We start from the raw sequence: 16,639 nt of genomic DNA on the forward strand, positions 1-16,639 counted from the left end.
CCGTCCGCGCCAGCGGACAGAGAACACAGGAGCTTTTAGTTGGATGCAGTCGAGTTCAGCAAGGGGCACGGCACGGAGAACGACTTCGTGGTGCTTCCCGATCCCGAGGCGGCGCTGGAGCTGACCGCGTCCAGGGTCGCCGCGCTGTGTGATCGTCGGGCGGGGATCGGCGCGGACGGTGTGCTCCGGGTCGCCAAGGCCGGGAAGCTGCTGGACGCGGGGGTGCTGGACGCACTGCCGGAGGGTGTCGCGGGCGACGACTGGTTCATGGACTACCGCAACGGCGACGGCTCGATCGCGGAGATGTGCGGGAACGGCGTGCGGGTGTTCGCGCACTACCTGGCCGCGGCGGGCTGGGAGCAGCGGACCGACTACGTGGTCGGCAGCCGGGCGGGCGCCAGGCCGGTGACCGTGCACAGCGGGGACGCGGTGCACGGCGCGGTGACGGTGGCGATGGGGCTGGTCCGCGAGCTGGGCCCGTCCACCGCGTCGCTGGCAGGCTGGGCCTACCCCGGCATCGGCATCGACGTCGGCAACCCGCACCTGGCCTGCGTCGCCGCCGACCTCTCCGGCGACGACCTGGCCAAACTGGACCTCACCGTGCCCCCCGGCTACGACCCCGACCTCTTCCCGCAGGGCGTGAACATCGAGTTCGTCACCCCGCTCCCGGCCGACGCGGAACCCGCCGTCGACATGCGGGTCTACGAGCGCGGCGTCGGCGAGACCCGCTCCTGCGGCACCGGCACCGTCGCGGCCGCCGCCGCGGTGCTGCACCGGGAGGGCTTCCGGATCGCCGAGGACTCCGGCGAGGTGCGGGTCCGAGTGCCCGGCGGCGCCGTCTCGGTCCGGCTGGCCGGCGGGCAGGCGTGGCTGCGCGGACCGTCGGTGCTGCTCGCGCACGGCCGGCTCGCGGGCGAGTGGTGGCTCGAGCACTGAGCCGCCCGGTGAATATCACGATGCGCCGTTCGCCGCGCAGTGGCAGCATGGACAGCGTATGAAAAAATCTGACAGGTTCCCGCTCCCGGTGACGTTCGAGGACGCCTTCGACATCGAGCCCGCTGATGTCGATGCCGAGTCCGCCGCCACCGACTCCGACGACGCGCTCGCCCGGCACGCCGAGCGCATGGCCCGCACCGGCTGGTCCGCCGACCCGACCGTCGGCGAGCTGCAGCTCGACGAGCGCAGCTCGCTGCGCCGCGTGGCCGGGCTTTCCACCGAGCTCACCGACATCACCGAGGTCGAGTACCGGCAGCTGCGCCTGGAGCGCGTCGTGCTGGTCGGGGTCTGGACCGAGGGCACCGCCGCGGCCGCCGACGCCTCGATGGCCGAGCTGGCCGCGCTCGCCGAGACCGCGGGCTCGCAGGTGCTGCAGGCGCTGATCCAGCGCCGCGACCGCCCCGACCCGGCCACCTACATCGGCTCCGGCAAGGCCGAGGAGCTGCGTGCCGTGGTGCTGGAGACCGGCGCCGACACCGTCATCTGCGACGGCGAGCTGACCCCGGCGCAGCTGACCGCGCTGGAGAAGGTGGCGAAGGTCAAGGTGGTCGACCGGACCGCGCTGATCCTGGACATCTTCGCCCAGCACGCCACCTCCAGGGAGGGCAAGGCGCAGGTCACGCTGGCGCAGATGGAGTACATGCTGCCCCGGCTGCGCGGCTGGGGTGAGTCGATGTCCCGGCAGGCCGGTGGCCGCGCGGGCAGCAACGGCGGCGTCGGCCTGCGCGGTCCGGGTGAGACCAAGATCGAGACCGATCGGCGCCGGATCCGCGAGCGGATGGCCAAGCTGCGCAGGCAGATCCGCGAGATGAAGACCGCGCGCGACACCATGCGCGCCCGCCGGGTGAACGGCGGGGTGCCCGCCGTCGCCATCGTCGGCTACACCAACGCGGGCAAGTCCAGCCTGATGAACGCGCTCACCGACGCCGGGATCCTGGTGCAGGACGCGCTCTTCGCCACCCTCGACCCCACCACCCGGCGGGCCGCGCTGGACGACGGCCGCGAGATCGTCGTCACCGACACCGTCGGGTTCGTCCGGCATCTGCCGACCCAGCTGGTCGAGGCCTTCCGCTCGACCCTGGAGGAGGTCACCGCCGCCGACCTGCTGCTGCACGTGGTGGACGGCGCCGACCCGCTGCCCGCCGGGCAGATCGAGGCGGTGCGCGAGGTGATCACCGACGTGGTGAAGGATTCCGGTGTCCCGGCGCCGCCGGAGTTGCTGGTGGTCAACAAGATCGATGCGGTGGACGAGCTGGCGCTGGCCCGGCTGCGGGCGCAGCTGCCGGACGCGGTCTTCGTCTCCGCCGCCACCGGTGCCGGCGTGGCCGAGCTGCGCGAGCGGGTCGCCACCCTGCTCGGTGGGCTGGACGTGGACGTCACCGTGCTGCTGCCCTACACCAGGGGCGATCTGCTGGCCCGGGTGCACGCCGAGGGCCGGATCCTGGCCACCGAGCACGAGGAGGGCGGTACCCGGGTGCGCGCCAGGGTGCCGCACGCGCTCGCCGCGGCCTTGACCCCGTTCGCCGGATCCGCGCCCGAGCGGGAGGGCTGAACGGCACTCCTGCTGCGGTGCAGTGGTTTCGGGCGTTCCCGCCGGGGTAGCCGGGATGCTGCCGGGTGGTTAGGCTGAGCGACGTCGCATCGCCCAGCAGGAGGACAACCCATGTCGCAGCACCGTTCGGGCGGGGCTACACCGGCGGCGCCGCGTTCCGGCGCCACCGTTTCCGGCACGCTCACCGACGGTGCGCCGCTCCGTGTTTCGCCGAGCGGCATCGAGATGCGGCTGCTGGACGCGGTTCTCGCGCCGCTGCGGGCGTGGTCCAGCCCGCGCTTCTACGGCCTGGAGAACATCCCGGCCGACGGTCCGGTGCTGCTGGTCGGTAACCACAACCTGCTCGGCGGCATCGATGCCCCGCTGTTGCTGCCCGAGGTGCTGCGCCGCCGCGGCAGGCTCATCCGCGGCCTCGCGGAGAACGTGCTCATGGCGGTGCCCGGCGTGCGGCACGTGCTGCACCGCTACGGCGTCGTCCGCGGGACGAGGGCGAACTGCCTGGCACTGCTCGCCAGGGGGGAGGCGGTCATCGTCTTCCCCGGCGGGAGCAGGGAGGCGGCCCGCCGCAAGAACGAGAAGTACACGCTGAAGTGGGACGGCCGGACCGGTTTCGCGCGAATGGCCATCGAGGCGGGCGCGCCGATCGTCCCGGTCGCCATGATCGGCATCGACGACGCCTTCGACATCGTGCTCGACGCCGACCATCCGGTCATGCGCCCGGTGCGCTGGGCCGCGCGGGCGCTCGGGCTGCCCGCCGGGCTGATCCCACCGGTGGTGCGCGGCATCGGCCCCACCGTCGTCCCGCGTCCGGAGCGGTTCTACTTCGCCGCGGGCGCGCCCATCGACCCGGCGCCCTGGCGCGGCGCCCCCGATGTGGCAACCGCCGCCACCGAGCTGGCCGGCGTGGTCCGCAAGGGGCTGGAGGAGGAGCTGCGCTTCCTCTTCGCCGAGCGCGAGCGGGACAGCGGGCGCGGCCTGGTCGGCCGGGTCAAGGGTTTGCTCCGCCGCCTCTGACCGACCCCCCGCGGCGCGGTATCGAACGGTGCCGCGCGTCGCCGTGCCCGCCGCCGAGGTTTGCCGAGAATTGCTGATACTCACTACCTGGGCCGCTCGCGGGGCAGGTGGAGGTATCGATTTCAGGTGTGAAGTGAACAGCCATTCTCATTGCGGGTACCGTGTGAGACATCGACCGCCGGGTGGCCCGGCCGGTGCCGCACAAGGAGGTAGGCGTGGAGCGCACACTGTTCGAACCCGAGCACGATCTGTTCCGGGAGTCGTTCCGCAAGTTTCTCGATCAGCACGTCGCGCCGAACCACGCGAAGTGGGAGGAGCAGGGCCTCGTCGACCGCGACGTCTGGCTGGAGGCCGGTAAGCAGGGCTTCCTCGGCATGGCCGTGCCGGAGGAGTACGGCGGTGGCGGGGTGAAGGACTTCCGCTACAACGCGGTGGTCACCGAGGAGGCGGTGCGTGGCCAGTACAGCGGCCTCGGCTTCGGGCTGCACAACGACGTCATCGCGCCGTACCTGCTGGAGCTGGCGAACGAGGAGCAGAAGCAGCGCTGGCTGCCCGGCTTCTGTTCCGGCGAGATCATCACCGCGATCGCCATGACCGAGCCGGGCACCGGCTCCGACCTGCAGGGCATCAAGACCAAGGCGGTCCGCGACGGCGACGACTGGATCCTGAACGGCGCCAAGACCTTCATCACCAACGGCATCAACGCCGACATCGTGATCGTGGTCGCGCAGACCGACCCGGCCAAGGGCGCCATGGGCTTCAGCCTGCTCGTGGTGGAGCGCGGCATGCCCGGCTTCGAGCGCGGCCGCAACCTGGACAAGATCGGGCTCAAGGCACAGGACACCGCCGAGCTCAGCTTCACCGACGTCCGGGTGCCGGGCAAGAACCTGCTCGGCACCGAGGGCATGGGCTTCGTCCACCTCATGCAGAACCTGCCGCAGGAGCGGCTCTCCATCGCCGTGATGGCGGCGGGCGCCATGGAGGCCTGCCTGGAGATGACCATCCAGTACGTGCGCGACCGCAAGGCGTTCGGCAAGCCGATCGGCGCCCTGCAGAACACCCGCTTCGTGCTGGCCGAGCTGACCACCAAGACCACCGCGGTGCGCGTCCTCGTCGACCGCTTCGTGCAGGACCTGAACGACGGCAAGCTCTCCGCCGAGGACGCCGCCATGGCCAAGTGGTGGAGCACCGAGGAGCAGCTCGACCTGATCAACCGCTGCCTGCAGCTGCACGGCGGGTACGGCTACATGAAGGAGTACCCGATCGCCCGCGCCTACATGGACGCGCGCATCCAGACGATCTACGGCGGCACCACCGAGATCATGAAGGAGATCATCGGGCGGTCGCTGAAGCTGTCCTGACCACCCCCGCGCTCGCCCCCCGTCCCGCCGGGACGGGGGGCTTTCGCGTTCAGCCGCCGAAGTGGTGGTGCACGGCCTCGACGTTGTTGCCGTCCGGGTCGCGGAGGAAGACCGCGTAGTAGCCGGGGTGGTACTCCGGCCAGAGCCGGGGCTCGTGCAGGATCTCGGCGCCGTCGGCGACGGCGGCCGCGTGCACCGCGTGCACGGCGTCCCTGGAGTCCGCGGTGAGCGCGACGTGCACCGGGCGGTGGCCGTCGTCGACGCGCGGGCCGAGCCAGAGGTGCGGGAAGCCGTCCGGGCCGCCGAGGCCGACGACCGCGCCCTCCGGGCGGTCGACGCGCATGGCCTCGCGCACGCCGAGCGCGGCGAAGACCCGGGTGTAGAAGGCGGCGGCTCGATCCGGGTCGGCGCACTGCAGGGCGAGGTGATCGAGCATCCGCCAACGGTAGCCGGTGCGCGGCGGGTGCGGTGGGACCCCGGGTGGCTGTTTTCCAGCGAAACCCGGCACGTCAGGCGGGGCGCGGAGTGGGCGGCGGCGGCGAGAGTGGTGCGGAGTTCCACGCACCCGCGCGGGACGGTCGGGCTCGTCGGAAGGCCAGGGTATGCACCGCACGGTGGCGGACGATGTGCGCGAGGTGCCGCGGCCGTGATGGAGCGGGACGCGCTCGCGGTCGTCCCGGAGGCCGCGCCGATCGCGCCGAAGCCGCGGCGCGCGAATGCCTTCCGCGCGCTGCGCTCGGTGCCGTTCCGCTGGTACTTCGGCGGGCAGATCGCCTCGGTCAGCGGCACCTTCGTGCAGACGACGGCGATCGGCTGGCTGGTGCTGGGGATCACCGGCTCGCCCGCCTCGCTCGGGCTGGTACTGGCGGCGAGCGGGGTGCCGCCGCTGCTCTTCGGGCCGTGGGGCGGGGTGATCGCGGACCGGGTCGACCTGCGCACACTGTTGATCGGCACCCAGGCGGCGTCGGCGGTGCTCGCGGTGGCGCTCTGGCTGGCGGCGGCGAGCGGGTACGCGGGCGTCCCGCTGGTGATCGCGGTGACGGTGCTCGGCGGCGTGGTGCAGATCGTGGACAGCCCGGCCAGGCAGGCGTTCGTGGCCCGGCTGGTGCCGCCTGCCGATCTGGCGAGCGCGGCGAGCGTCAACGGCGTGGTGATGAACAGCGCGCGGGTGGTCGGGCCCGCGCTGGCCGGGGTGCTCATCGCGACCATCGGCACCACGCCCTGCTTCGCGGTCAACGCCGTCTCGTACCTGGCGGTGATCGGCGCGCTCTTCGCCATCCGGCCGCCGGCGGTATCGGCCGCCACCGAGAAGACCCCGCAGGGGGTGGCGGCCGGGCTGCGCTACGCCCGCACCAGGCAGCAGCTCTGGCTGCCGCTGGTGATGATGGCGCTGGTCGGGCTGCTCGCGTTCAACTTCGCGGTGATCCTGCCGGTGCTGGCCAAGGACACCTTCCACGGCACCGGCGGCACCTACGGGTTGCTCTCCACCATGCTCAGCATCGGCTCGGTGGCGGGGTCGCTCGCAGTCGGGCTGGTGCGGCACCCGCGGCGGGTGTACCTCGTAGCGGCGGCGACAGCCTTCGGCGCGTGCCTGGTGGCGACCGCGGTGGCGCCGAACCTCGGTACCGCGTGCGCCGCGCTGATGGCCACCGGGATCGCGGCGTTCTGCTTCGTCACGCTGGCCTCGACCGCGCTGCAGCTGCACTCCGATCCGGCGTACCGGGGGCGGATCATGGCGCTCTGGGTCTTCGTCTACCTCGGCACCACCCCGATCGGCAGCCCGCTGACCGGCTGGATCTGCGATGCGGCCGGGCCGCGGGTGGCGCTGCTGGTCGGCGCCGCGGCGTGCCTGGTCGCGGCGGGGATCGCGGCGCGGGTCCGGACCCCGCCGCGGCCCGACGACGACCCGGCCGCCGCCCGGTGTGCCACGGAACCGGACGCCGACGCGGCTCGGTGACGGCTGGGGCTGTGGCCGGCTGCGCGCGTACTGGGCGCTGACTCGGCCCGGTGAGGAGCTGGCTGCGGCCGCTGCGCGCGGTACTGGGCGCTGACGCGGCCCGGTGACGAGCCGGCCGCGCTCGCCGGGGCCGGTGAGCGGACTCGCGACCCGGAGCCCACCGTGTCGGCGTCGCCGCGGTGCGGCAGGATTGGCGGCATCATGACCGAGGAGATCCCGGCTCCGAGCCGCCGCCGCGCCGCTGCCAGGCTCGGTGTCGTCGCCCTGTTCCTCGCGGTGCTCTTCTACCTGGTCGCGGTGCGGCAGGTGATCGACATCGAAGCGGTGCGCGACCTGATCCGCGCCGCAGGGCCGGTCGCGCCCTTGGTCTTCGTGCCGGTCTCGGCGCTGCTCGGAGCGATCTTCGTGCCGGGAACGCTGCTCGCCGCCATGAGCGGGCTGTTGTTCGGGCCGCTGGCCGGCACCGTCGTCACGCTGTTCTCCGCGGTCGGTACGGCCGCGGTCACCAGCCTGCTCGGCAGGCGCGCGGGGCGGGCGAGCGCGCGCGGGCTGATCGGCGCGGAGCGGTCGGACCGGATCGATGCGCAGATCGCCCGCGGCGGGCTGTGGGCGGTGGTCGGGCAGCGCTTCGTCCCCGGCATCTCCGACGCCATGGCCTCGTACGTGTTCGGCGCCTTCGGCGTCCCGCTCTGGCAGATGGTGGCCGGGTCGTTCATCGGCTCGGCGCCGCGCGCCTTCGTCTACACGGCGCTCGGCGCCTCCATCGGCGAGTTCTCGGCGCCGCTCGCCTACACCGCGATCGGGGTCTGGTGCGTCACCGCCGTGCTCGGCGTCTTCGCGGCGCACCGCGGGTACCGGCTGTGGCGGCAGCGGCCACGCCCGGAACCTGCCGCCGAGCCGCCCGTGCCAAGCTGAACCCATGACCGACGAACGTTTCGAGGTGCGGCGGCAGATCGCCGCCGCACCCGAGCAGATCTTCGCCCTGCTCTGCTCCCCGGCCGGGCACGTGACCATCGACAGCTCCGGCATGCTGCAATCCGCGGAGGGCGAGCCGGTGCGCGCGGCCGGCGACCGGTTCGTGGTGCACATGGACCGCGAATCGCTCAACGACTTCCCGATGGGCAAGTACGACGTCACGGTGATCATCACCGAGTTCGAGCCGGACGCGCACCTCGAGTGGACCATCTCCGGGCAGATCCAGCCGCCGATCGAGCACCGCTACGGCTACTTCCTGGAGCCGAGCGAGATCGGCACCCTGGTCACCTCGTACTACGACTGGAGCAATATCGCGGAGAAGTACCGGAAGCACGACCTCTTCCCGGTGATCCCGGAGTCCGCGCTACGCGCCACCCTCGGCATTCTGGCGCGCACCGTCGAGCACTAGCGCCGGCTCCTTCTGCGCGGCGTGCAGGTTGCGGATGACCTCGCGGGCCAGCGCGTTGTTGCCGACGCCGCCGATCACCGCGCCGATCCCGGCCGGGATCACCTTGCCGAAGGCCAACGCGCCGCGCTTCACCAGGAACTGCACCACGAAGCGCTTCACCGGGCCCTCGGACATCTTCGAGATCACCGGCAGCCGGTTGGCCAGCGCGGTGTCCCACTGCTTGGCCGAGCGCCCCGCGGTGCCGAGCGCCTTGGCGCCGGCGCCGCCGAGGATCACCGCCGAGACCAGCGGCCCGCGCACGGTGCCGGTGGAGCGCTCCGACACCTCCTTGGCGCCGACCACGAACACCGTGGAGGCCTCCAGGAACAGCAGCGTGTCGGCGCCGGCCGCGGCCAGCCCGATCAGCGTGCCGACCCCGGGCACCGCCGCGCTGAGCCCGGCCGCGACGCCGCTGGCCGTCACCGTGACCAGGTAGTGCTTCTCGATCCGGCGCACCAGCTGGTCCGGGGTCTCCTCCGGGTGCCTGCCGCGCACGAATCCGGCGTAGCGGGCCACCAGCGGCGTCTGCACCTCCGCCGCCCGGTCCAGTACCGCGACGACACCCTTGTCCAGGAACTTCTGCAGCACGCCGTTCGCCTCTCCCGTTCGTTCGCCGGTCCGTCACCGGCGCGATCAGCCTAGGGGTACCCGGCGTGCCGCCCGATTCACGCTCAGCTCTCGGCGGCTTCGGCGCTGACCGGGCGGACGGTGCCGTCCGGCAGCGTCTGGTCGCCGGCGAGCGCGGTCACCCGGCCGTCCGCCCGGCACTCGGTGACCCGCAGGTCGAGCGCCGTACCGGCCGGGTTGCCGTGCTGGTCGGTGTCGAGCCGCACCCGCAGCGCGAAGCCGGCGTCGCCCGCGGCGACCGTGCTCCAGCTGCCGTGCAGTGCGTCGGTGCCGGTGCGCAGCGCGGCGGTCTCCGGGTCGAGGGTGAATTCGCCGGTCGGCTCCGCGGCCCCGGTCGCCACCCGGTAGGTGACGCCCTGGTAATCCGCGCCGCTGATCCCGCAGGGCGGCTCGGCGGCCTGCACCGTGAGCGGCAGCAGGGCGACGGTGCACGCCACCAGGGCGGTCACGCCGACGGCGGGTGCGAGCAGCGCGGGCACCTTCCTCGTTCCTGGCATGGGGGAGACCTCCGTGTCGCGGGTGGCGGCGTGCGCCGCCCGTGTCCGCAGGCTTAGCCCTCGGCCGCGTCCTCAAACGCGGTCGTCGTACACCAGGGTGTAGCGCCAGAACAGCCGACGCCGGATTCGCGCGCCCGGCAACGCCCTGGCAGCCGCCGCTCGGATCTCGGCCAGCGTCTCCCGCGGCTCGGCGATCGGAGCCCGCATGTGCGGTGGTGGCTCGGTGGCGCGGGCCGGGTGTTTCACCGCGCCGATGATCGGGTTGAGCAGGACGGCGGGCAGCCGGGTGAGCGCGTCGCCGACGGTGGCGTCGCGGTGGCAGCCGACCACGACGAGCCTGCCGCCCGGCGCGAGGCTGTCGCGCAGGGCGCGCAGCGCGGCGTCGAGCGGGAGGTGGTGCAGTACCGCGACGAGGGTGATGGCGTCCCAGCGGGTCTCCGGGTCGCGGTCGGCGAAGTCGATGGGCAGGATGCGGACGGCGGGGTCGTCGCGGAAGCGGTGCGCGGCGACGGCCGCCGTCTCCGGGTCGCGCTCCAGCCCGGTGATGGCGCAGTGGTCGCGCAGCCGGGCGACCAGATTGCCGGTGCCGCAGCCGATGTCGAGGACGCGGCGGGCGCGGGATTCGCGGACCCGGCGGACCACCCAGCCGGCGTAGTGGTCGTTGTGGCTCCAGGGATGCGCGCGGTTCAGCTCGGTCAGCACCCGGGTCACCCTAGCTCGGGATAGTTTGCTGAAAGTGTGCTAACCGGCGGGCCGCGGATCTAGAATCGCCGGATGGCGGAACCGGATGTGCTCGTCGTCGGCGCTGGACCGGTCGGGCTGGCCGCGGCGGTGGAGCTGGCGCGGCGCGGGGTGCGCTGCCGGGTGCTGGAACAGCTGCCCGAGCGGCCCCGGTTCGCCAAGGCGGTCGGGGTGCAGCCGCGCACGCTCGAGGTGTTCGAGGGGATGGGGGTGCTGCGCGAGATCCTGGACGCCGCGGTGCGCATGCGGGGGCAGCTCGTGTACGCCGACGGCGCCGAGGTGGCGCGGCTCGATCTGGCGCCGCCGCCGGACATTCCGTACGGCTTCGCGGCGCTGCCGCAGTACGAGACCGAGCGGGTGCTCGGCGAGCGGCTGGTGCGGTGCGGGGTGCGGGTGGAGTACCGGACCGCGCTGGTCTCCTTCGCGCAGGACGACACCGGCGTCACCGCGGTGCTGCGCGGGCCCGACGGTGCGGAGACCGTGCGCGCCGGGTACCTGATCGGCGCGGATGGTGCGCACAGCGTGGTGCGCAAGGGGCTCGGGCTGACCTTCGAGGGCGCGGCCTTCGCCGAGCAGTACATGCTCGGCGACGTGGAGCTGGATTGGAGCGCGCCGTCCGGCTACGGCGTGCGGTCCAGCCGCGGCGCGGACGTGCTGGTCTGCATCCCGCTGCCGGGGCACCGCCGGTACCGGGTCTCCATGCTGGCGCCGGAGGAGCTCGCCGTGCCGGCGACCGATGCCGTGGCGCACGGCATGGAGGGCGATCGGGCGCCGGAGCTGCACCACATCCAGGCGGTGCTGGACCGGCTCGCCCCCGAGCCCGCGACCGCGCGAAACCTGCGCTGGTCCTCGGTGTTCCGGATCAGCCACCGGATCGTGGACAGCTACGGCACCGGCCGGGTCCTCGTCGCGGGCGACGCCGCGCACATCCATCCGCCGACCGGGGCGCAGGGGATGAACACCGGCATCCAGGACGCGCACAACCTCGGCTGGAAGCTGGCGCTCGCCGTCGCCGGGGTGGCCGGGGTCGAGCTGCTCGCGAGCTACGACGCCGAGCGCAGGCCGGTCGGGGAGGAGGTGGTGGGTCGCACGGTGCGGCACGCCAGGGAGGGGATCGGGGCGGGGACGGGCGATCCGGAGCGGATGCTGCGTCGCGAGGCGCAGTTGCTGCTCGATTACCGGGACAGTCCGATCGTGCTGTCATCGGCGCTGGGCGAGGTGGCGGCGGGTCGCCGCGCGCCGGACGCGGCGGGGCTCACCCGGGAGCTCGTGCAGTTCCCGATCCGGCTGTTCTCGCTGCTCGCAGGGGCGGGACACACGCTGCTGCTGTATGCGGGAGGGGAGCCTGGGCCGACGTGGTTCGCGGCGCTCGAACGGGTGGCGGACGACGCGCGGCGGGCCGCGCACGGGCAGCTCGACGTGTACCTGGTGGCGGGGCCGGAGACGCCGGTCGAGACGGTGCTGCCGGTGATCAGGGACAGCGCGGGCGATTTCGCGCGCAGCTACGCCGCCGAGGACGCCGCCTACCTGGTGCGCCCGGACGGATACCTCGCCTACGTCGGCGCGCCCGAGGAAGTCGCGCGCGCCCTCGCCGCCACCTTCGCGGCGCCCGCCGAGCTCTGAGCACGCCTCCCGAACAGTGTGCGGCCGCGCCGCGCCGCGCGAGGCCGGCGCGCTTCGCGCCCGGCCCGCCCTGGGTTCGGTAGGGCCCGGCCCGGCCCGGCTTGGCCCGGCCCGGGGTGGCGCGGCCCGGGGTGGCGCGGCCCGGGGTGGCGCGGCCCGCGCCTACCCGTCGGCAGGCACCCGGTGCTTCGCGAGGTGGCTGAGCACCGCGTGGTTCGCCTCCCACCCGTCCGGGAACTTGACCGGCACCCCCAGGTGCACCGGCTCGGCGGAGGGGTGCGAGTCGAGGAGCTCGGGAATTCCGGCCCGCCCGACCATGACGCAGGCGTGCCGGTGCCGGGAGGCGAGCACGCAGAGCCGCCCTGCCTCCAGGTGGAAGGCGCCCGCGTCGCGCCGGCCGGAGAGCGGGTGCAGCACGACGGTGAGGTCGTACTCGCGCCCCTGCAACCGGTTCGCGGTGTCCACCGTGACCCCGTCGGCGACCGTGCCGCGCAGCGCGTTGCGCACCGCCTCGGCCTGGTCGCGGTGCGCGGTGCCGATCGCCACCCGCTCCGCGGTGACCGGCCGCGAGCCCTGCTCGGAGTGCGCGGTGGCGGCCCGCTCCAGCACCCGGCGGGTGATGTCGGCGACCGCGCGCACCGCCGCGCTGTCGGTGCGCAGCGTGTGCCGCCGCGGCAGCTCGTACCAGCCCCAGCCGTGCTCGGCGGCCTCGTCGAGCACCAGGTCGACCGGGGTGCGCAGGCCGCGCGCCGCGAATTCGAGCCGCCGGTCGGCGCTGCCCGTCCCCGCGCGGAACGGCGTGAACGGGTAGAACGCCGCCGACACCACCGGCGCCGCGGACGCGGAGAGCCGCCAGGAGACCGGGAGCGTGTGCGGCACGATCTCCGGATTGTTGGTGAGCATCACCGCGACCGCGCTGGTCGTCGGGTCCCAGCCGAGCCCGGCCCAGCGCCCGGTGTCCACGGTGGCGAAGGGGTCGAGCTGGCCGGGGTCGCCGACGAAGAGCCCGCGCTCGAAGCGGTTCGCGATGCGCAGCAGCATGTCCGAGCGCATCTGGTACGCCTCGTCGATGATGGCGTGCTCCCAGCGCCCCTCGTCGATGGTGGCCCACTTGGCCGCGGTGCCGATCAGCACCGTGCGGTCCTCCAGGTCAGCGATCTTCTGCCTGGACACCACGTTCGGGTGCTGGACGCGCGCCGACTCGGTGTAGCTCTGGCTCGACACCCGGCCGATGGCCAGCGCCGGGTCGGCGGTGGCGAGCCGCTCGATCAGGTCGTCGACCTGCTCGTTGGTCTGTGCCACGATCATGTGCGGGCGGCCGGACTCGGCCAGCTGCCGCGCGGCGCGCACCACCAGGGTGGACTTGCCCGCCCCCGGCGGCGAGTCGACCACGACGGCCCGGTCGGTGCCGCCGGCCAGGTCGGCGAGGATGCCGGTGACGGCGGATTCCGCCGCGGCGGAGAGATTCTCGGTCACAGCTCCTCGAAGGTCTCCGCGGTGGGCAGCCACTCCGGCGGCGGGCCGCCGTGCGTCCACGGCGTCTCCTCCCGGCTCGGCAGCGAGGTGGGCCGGGAGGAGCCGGCGGGGGAGAAGCGGGCGAAGCCGACCGCGGTGCCGACCCCGGGCACGGTGCCCGGCTCCGGGATCAGCTTGCGGCCCATCCCGCCGGAGAGCTCGAGCAGGACGGTGTCGCCGTCGACCTCGAGCACCTCGCCCGACTGCTTGGAGTAGCCGATATTGCACAGCTTCTCACCGGGCACCGGCACGAACGGATCGCTGGTCCGCACCCGGAGTGCGGGGCGGAGCACCTTCTTGCTCTTGCCCTCCGGCACGGTGACCCGGGTGGGGTCGGCCTCGACCACGGTGCCGTGGAAGGCCGCCCCCGCCAACCGGTGCTCCAGCATGCGCCGGGGGTCGTCGAACGCGCGCTCGGCCTCGTACCGTTCCAGCGCGCGCTCCCGGTCCAGCAGCCTGCGCACCGCCGAGACCGCGGAGTCGCGGCGCGGCTGCGGCACCCCCTCCGGCACGGTGCCGAGGAAGTAGCTGAACGCGCCGATGTCGTCGTTCCACCGGCCGGGCACGTGCGCGCCCTCCGGTAGCGCGCGCAGCAGGTTCAGCCCCTGCCAGAGCAGCTGCCAGGTCGGCTCCAGCTGGCGCAGCAGGGCGCGGCGCAGCCGCTGCTCCGCGGTGACCTTCGCCGCGCCCTCCGGTGCCTCGTCGTAGCCGGTGATCAGCGGGGCCAGCTCCTCGTTGTCGAAGCCGGGGTCGGTGGCCGGGCCCGCGGGCGGAACGGCGAGCGGGTCCTCGGCGCGCGCGGCGGCCTCGGCGCCGGAGCGCCCCGGCGGCGGCGCGATCCAGCCGAGCAGCGCGGCGAGATTGGCGTCCTCCAGCGCGGACTGGCCGCTGGCCCAGTGCGCGGCGAGCACCGAGGTCATCGGGAGCAGCACCGCCGAGCCCGGGTGCTCGGCGCGGTCGCAGAACCAGGTGAGCCAGCGGCCGAGCAGCGGGACCTCCGGCGGCACCGGGTTCTCGCCCTCGGTGCGGTGGAAGCGTACCGAGCGCCCGAGCAGCCGCAGGAACTCGATGCCGCCGGTGTTCGGCGTCCACAGCTGCGGTGCGTCCAGGCAGCGGGTGTAGGTCTCGCCCGCCTTCGTCGTCTTCTCCTCGACCTCGACGGTGTGCTCGGTGACGTAGGGCAGCACGATCTCGGCGAGCTGGGCGATGAACCGCAGCCGCAGCACCCGGTCGCGCGGCTGCGGCACCACGAGCAGCCGCGGCTCGTCCGCCGCGGTGCCCGCCAGCAGCGCGAGCGGCGCCGCGGCCTCGCCCGCCAGCTTCAGCGGCACCAGCACCAGCGGCCGCCGGGCCAGGTGCGTGTGGCAGACCCCGGCGATCGGCTGCGCGCGCCCGGCGCGCACCGCCTCCAGCCTGGCCAGCGCGGTCAGCACGCTCACCCGGCGATCTCCAGCCGCATCCGCCGCGCCTGCCGGAGCAGCCGGGCGATGTCGTCGAATTCGGCGGGTGGCTCGACCGAGCCGTCGGCGAGGGCGAGCACGGTTGCCATGTCCTCCAGCCCGCCCAGGTCGTCGCAGACGCCGCGGCCGAGCACATCCACCGTGCCCTCCTGCCTGGCCTCGGCGCGGCAGGCGAAGGCGAGTTCGCAGCTGGCCATGCACTCGGGGGTGTAGCGCGCGTCGATCCCGGCGACGGTGCGGGCCAGCTCCGGCCCCGGCTCGAAGCTGACGCCGTCGGGCAGCTCGTCCAGCAGCTGCTCGATCGAGGTCAGCCGGGAGAGCTGGCGGCCGACCACCGCGATCTGCTTGCGCAGGTCGACGAGGGCGGCGGTGGGGCGGTTGGTGAAGTCGTTGGTGCAGACCAGGATGCCGTTGTGCGAGACCAGCGCGTCCGGGTCCTCGCCGAGGTCGGCGATGAGCTCGCGCAGCGCGATCACGTACACCGCCGACTGCCTGGCCGCCGCGGCCACCTGCGCCGGGTCGGCCTGGCCGTCCACCACCGCGAAGGACTTGATCTCCACCACGTGGAACTGGCCGCCGAGCCGCAGCGCGACCACGTCCGGCTCCAGATACGCGGTGGCCCCGGCGATGTCGAGGCGGAGCAGCGGGTGGTCGAAGAGCGTGCCCTCGCCGGTGACGACGGCGTGGTCGAAGAGCTGCCTGGTGCGCCGGTAGCGCACCGCGTTCGCGGTGTTGTCGCCGACCGAGGCGAGGTCGTAGTACTCGACCTCGGGGACGCTGAGATCCAGCTCGGTGCGGAGCAGCGCGAGCAGCTCGGCGCAGCCGTTCGCCTTCACCATCGCCTCGAAGGCATTGCCCCTGGTGATGGCGAACTGGGACTGGCCGAAGCGGGGCGGGAAGCCGAGTTCCCGCGCGATCACGGTCTTGTCCACCGCGGCGGCGTCGAGCAGGGCGCGCCGCGCGCAGCCGGGGTTCGCGGTGAGCGCCGCGATGGTGCGGGCATTGTGCCTGCACGCGGTCGCGGTGCCGCGCAGCCGGTCCAAGCGTGCCGGGAGCGGAGTGGTCACCCGGCCTCCTTTCGTCGCGTGCCGGTCACAGCCAGGCGGACGCCGAACAGCTGTGCCGTGTCGTCGAGTTGCGCGCTCGCCCGCTCGGCGGCGCGCAGCCGGTGCGCGGCGTCGTCGGCGCGGTGTACGGCCAGTTCCCGGCTCGCGGACTCGACGACCCGCTCGAGGTCGATCGCGTCCGGGGCGCCGCGCACCCCCGGCACCGAGACGGCCAGCTTCCAGACCACCCGCCGCGCGTCCGGCCCCGGCTCGGGGAGCGCGGCGAGGTGCTCGGCGAGCCGGATGGTCGCGGTCAGCAGGTCGACGCGCGGGCTGAGCGGCCCGACCACCCGCCGCTCGGTGGGCCAGCTGCTCACCGCGAGCAGCCCGCGCGCGGGCGCGAGCAGGTCGGCGTTGAGCGCCGAGCAGATGTAGTACGGCCGGGCCAGCGGCGCGGCCCGGAAGGAGCGCTCCTCGTCCCGGCGCAGGCTGGTCAGCCGGGCCGCGACCAGGTCGCCGGAGAAGAAGGCGTCGTGCACCGCGAGCACCAGTTTCGGCGCGGCGGGCGCGCCGAGCAGGGTGAGCGCCCGGTGCACGTGCTCGCGCACCGGGACCGCGGGGACGATCTCGCGGACCGGCTCCGCGCCCGGCTGCAGCCCGAGCACGGCGTCGTCCCAGTCGTTCTCCGCGCGGCGCAGCTCCGCGCGCAGTTGCCGGGCCGTGGCGCGATCACCCGCGGCGACCGCGCGCCGAACCGCAGCGCGCAGTTCCGCGATGCGATCCTCGAGTTGCTCGGCATTGTCCGGCACACTGCCGGACTGTAATCA

16 protein-coding genes are annotated in these 16,639 nt (G+C 73.8%); 8 read left to right on the forward strand and 8 right to left on the reverse strand.

All coding sequences use genetic code 11. The annotated features are described in order from the left end of the window. Window positions 1–39 precede the first annotated feature (39 nt). From dapF to ACFO0B_RS08525, 4 genes are all read left to right on the forward strand, one after another. Window positions 40–936, forward strand: coding sequence for a diaminopimelate epimerase (dapF, locus tag ACFO0B_RS08510; protein ID WP_378611774.1), 897 nt, complete (start codon window positions 40–42; stop codon window positions 934–936). 187 nt (window positions 937–1,123) lie between these two features. Then, complete coding sequence (gene hflX, locus ACFO0B_RS08515) at window positions 1,124–2,548, forward strand: GTPase HflX (RefSeq protein WP_378611889.1); 1,425 nt, start codon at window positions 1,124–1,126, stop codon at window positions 2,546–2,548. A 111-nt stretch (window positions 2,549–2,659) separates the two neighbouring features. Further along, window positions 2,660–3,562, forward strand: coding sequence for a lysophospholipid acyltransferase family protein (locus ACFO0B_RS08520; protein ID WP_378611775.1), 903 nt, complete (start codon window positions 2,660–2,662; stop codon window positions 3,560–3,562). A gap of 215 nt (window positions 3,563–3,777) precedes the next feature. Further along, window positions 3,778–4,923 (forward strand): acyl-CoA dehydrogenase family protein, encoded by a 1,146-nt coding sequence (locus tag ACFO0B_RS08525; RefSeq protein WP_378611776.1) that lies wholly within the window; start codon window positions 3,778–3,780, stop codon window positions 4,921–4,923. Window positions 4,924–4,972: 49 nt separating this feature from the next. On the opposite strand, the gene ACFO0B_RS08530 is transcribed toward ACFO0B_RS08525, so the two are convergent. Next, window positions 4,973–5,359 carry a VOC family protein gene (locus tag ACFO0B_RS08530; RefSeq protein WP_378611777.1) on the reverse strand — a complete coding sequence of 129 codons (387 nt, stop codon included), beginning with the start codon at window positions 5,357–5,359 and terminating at the stop codon, window positions 4,973–4,975. Between the two features lie 213 nt (window positions 5,360–5,572). On the opposite strand from ACFO0B_RS08530, the gene ACFO0B_RS08535 reads away from it, so the two are divergent. The 3 genes from ACFO0B_RS08535 to ACFO0B_RS08545 all read left to right on the forward strand — a co-directional run bounded on the left by ACFO0B_RS08535 (window position 5,573) and on the right by ACFO0B_RS08545 (window position 8,264). Then, the gene (locus tag ACFO0B_RS08535) at window positions 5,573–6,880 is read left to right on the forward strand and encodes an MFS transporter (protein ID WP_378611890.1); all 1,308 of its coding nucleotides are present in this window, start codon (window positions 5,573–5,575) and stop codon (window positions 6,878–6,880) included. A 201-nt stretch (window positions 6,881–7,081) separates the two neighbouring features. Then, complete coding sequence (locus tag ACFO0B_RS08540; protein WP_378611779.1) at window positions 7,082–7,795, forward strand: TVP38/TMEM64 family protein; 714 nt, start codon at window positions 7,082–7,084, stop codon at window positions 7,793–7,795. Between the two features lie 4 nt (window positions 7,796–7,799). After that, window positions 7,800–8,264, forward strand: a complete 465-nt coding sequence (locus ACFO0B_RS08545; protein ID WP_233019559.1) for a polyketide cyclase — start codon at window positions 7,800–7,802, stop codon at window positions 8,262–8,264. Here the strand turns inward: ACFO0B_RS08545 and ACFO0B_RS08550 are convergent. From ACFO0B_RS08550 to ACFO0B_RS08560, 3 genes are all read right to left on the reverse strand, one after another. After that, on the reverse strand, window positions 8,220–8,891 hold the full coding sequence (locus ACFO0B_RS08550) for a hypothetical protein (protein ID WP_378611780.1): 672 nt from the start codon (window positions 8,889–8,891) through the stop codon (window positions 8,220–8,222). The two genes, ACFO0B_RS08545 and ACFO0B_RS08550, sit on opposite strands and share 45 nt — an antisense overlap. 83 nt (window positions 8,892–8,974) lie before the next feature. Continuing rightward, window positions 8,975–9,427, reverse strand: coding sequence for a hypothetical protein (locus ACFO0B_RS08555; protein ID WP_378611781.1), 453 nt, complete (start codon window positions 9,425–9,427; stop codon window positions 8,975–8,977). 72 nt (window positions 9,428–9,499) lie between these two features. Then, entirely contained in the window at window positions 9,500–10,129 is a 630-nt protein-coding gene (locus ACFO0B_RS08560) for a class I SAM-dependent methyltransferase (protein ID WP_378611782.1), read from the reverse strand. 72 nt (window positions 10,130–10,201) lie between these two features. Between ACFO0B_RS08560 and ACFO0B_RS08565 the strand changes: the two genes are divergently transcribed. Beyond that, window positions 10,202–11,791, forward strand: a complete 1,590-nt coding sequence (locus ACFO0B_RS08565; protein WP_378611783.1) for an FAD-dependent monooxygenase — start codon at window positions 10,202–10,204, stop codon at window positions 11,789–11,791. A gap of 162 nt (window positions 11,792–11,953) precedes the next feature. Here ACFO0B_RS08565 and ACFO0B_RS08570 read toward each other — a convergent pair whose 3' ends face one another. Genes ACFO0B_RS08570 through ACFO0B_RS08585 form a run of 4 tightly spaced genes read right to left on the reverse strand, consistent with a single transcriptional unit; the run spans window position 11,954 to window position 16,621 of the window. Beyond that, a complete protein-coding gene (locus ACFO0B_RS08570; RefSeq protein ID WP_378611784.1) occupies window positions 11,954–13,267 on the reverse strand; it encodes an AAA domain-containing protein in 1,314 nt (437 codons plus the stop codon). Further along, window positions 13,264–14,745: a hypothetical protein gene (locus tag ACFO0B_RS08575; protein WP_378611785.1), complete on the reverse strand. Its 1,482-nt coding sequence runs from the start codon at window positions 14,743–14,745 to the stop codon at window positions 13,264–13,266. Before ACFO0B_RS08575 ends, ACFO0B_RS08570 begins: the two co-directional genes overlap by 4 nt. After that, complete coding sequence (locus tag ACFO0B_RS08580; protein ID WP_378611786.1) at window positions 14,742–15,833, reverse strand: hypothetical protein; 1,092 nt, start codon at window positions 15,831–15,833, stop codon at window positions 14,742–14,744. Before ACFO0B_RS08580 ends, ACFO0B_RS08575 begins: the two co-directional genes overlap by 4 nt. Further along, window positions 15,830–16,621: a hypothetical protein gene (locus ACFO0B_RS08585; protein ID WP_378611787.1), complete on the reverse strand. Its 792-nt coding sequence runs from the start codon at window positions 16,619–16,621 to the stop codon at window positions 15,830–15,832. The genes ACFO0B_RS08580 and ACFO0B_RS08585 overlap by 4 nt, the downstream gene beginning before the upstream one ends. Window positions 16,622–16,639: the final 18 nt, after the last annotated feature.

This window comes from Nocardia jiangsuensis, assembly GCF_042650385.1.
GTDB classification, from domain to species: domain Bacteria; phylum Actinomycetota; class Actinomycetes; order Mycobacteriales; family Mycobacteriaceae; genus Nocardia; species Nocardia jiangsuensis.

What these genes read in the sequence shown, in the direction of transcription:
- ACFO0B_RS08555 (WP_378611781.1), bottom strand. Translation starts at nt 9,427, where the DNA reads ATGCCAGGAACGAGGAAGGTGCCCGCGCTGCTCGCACCCGCCGTCGGC.
- ACFO0B_RS08530 (WP_378611777.1), bottom strand. Translation starts at nt 5,359, where the DNA reads ATGCTCGATCACCTCGCCCTGCAGTGCGCCGACCCGGATCGAGCCGCC.
- ACFO0B_RS08520 (WP_378611775.1), top strand. Translation starts at nt 2,660, where the DNA reads ATGTCGCAGCACCGTTCGGGCGGGGCTACACCGGCGGCGCCGCGTTCC.
- ACFO0B_RS08565 (WP_378611783.1), top strand. Translation starts at nt 10,202, where the DNA reads ATGGCGGAACCGGATGTGCTCGTCGTCGGCGCTGGACCGGTCGGGCTG.
- ACFO0B_RS08545 (WP_233019559.1), top strand. Translation starts at nt 7,800, where the DNA reads ATGACCGACGAACGTTTCGAGGTGCGGCGGCAGATCGCCGCCGCACCC.
- ACFO0B_RS08540 (WP_378611779.1), top strand. Translation starts at nt 7,082, where the DNA reads ATGACCGAGGAGATCCCGGCTCCGAGCCGCCGCCGCGCCGCTGCCAGG.
- hflX (WP_378611889.1), top strand. Translation starts at nt 1,124, where the DNA reads ATGGCCCGCACCGGCTGGTCCGCCGACCCGACCGTCGGCGAGCTGCAG.
- ACFO0B_RS08535 (WP_378611890.1), top strand. Translation starts at nt 5,573, where the DNA reads ATGGAGCGGGACGCGCTCGCGGTCGTCCCGGAGGCCGCGCCGATCGCG.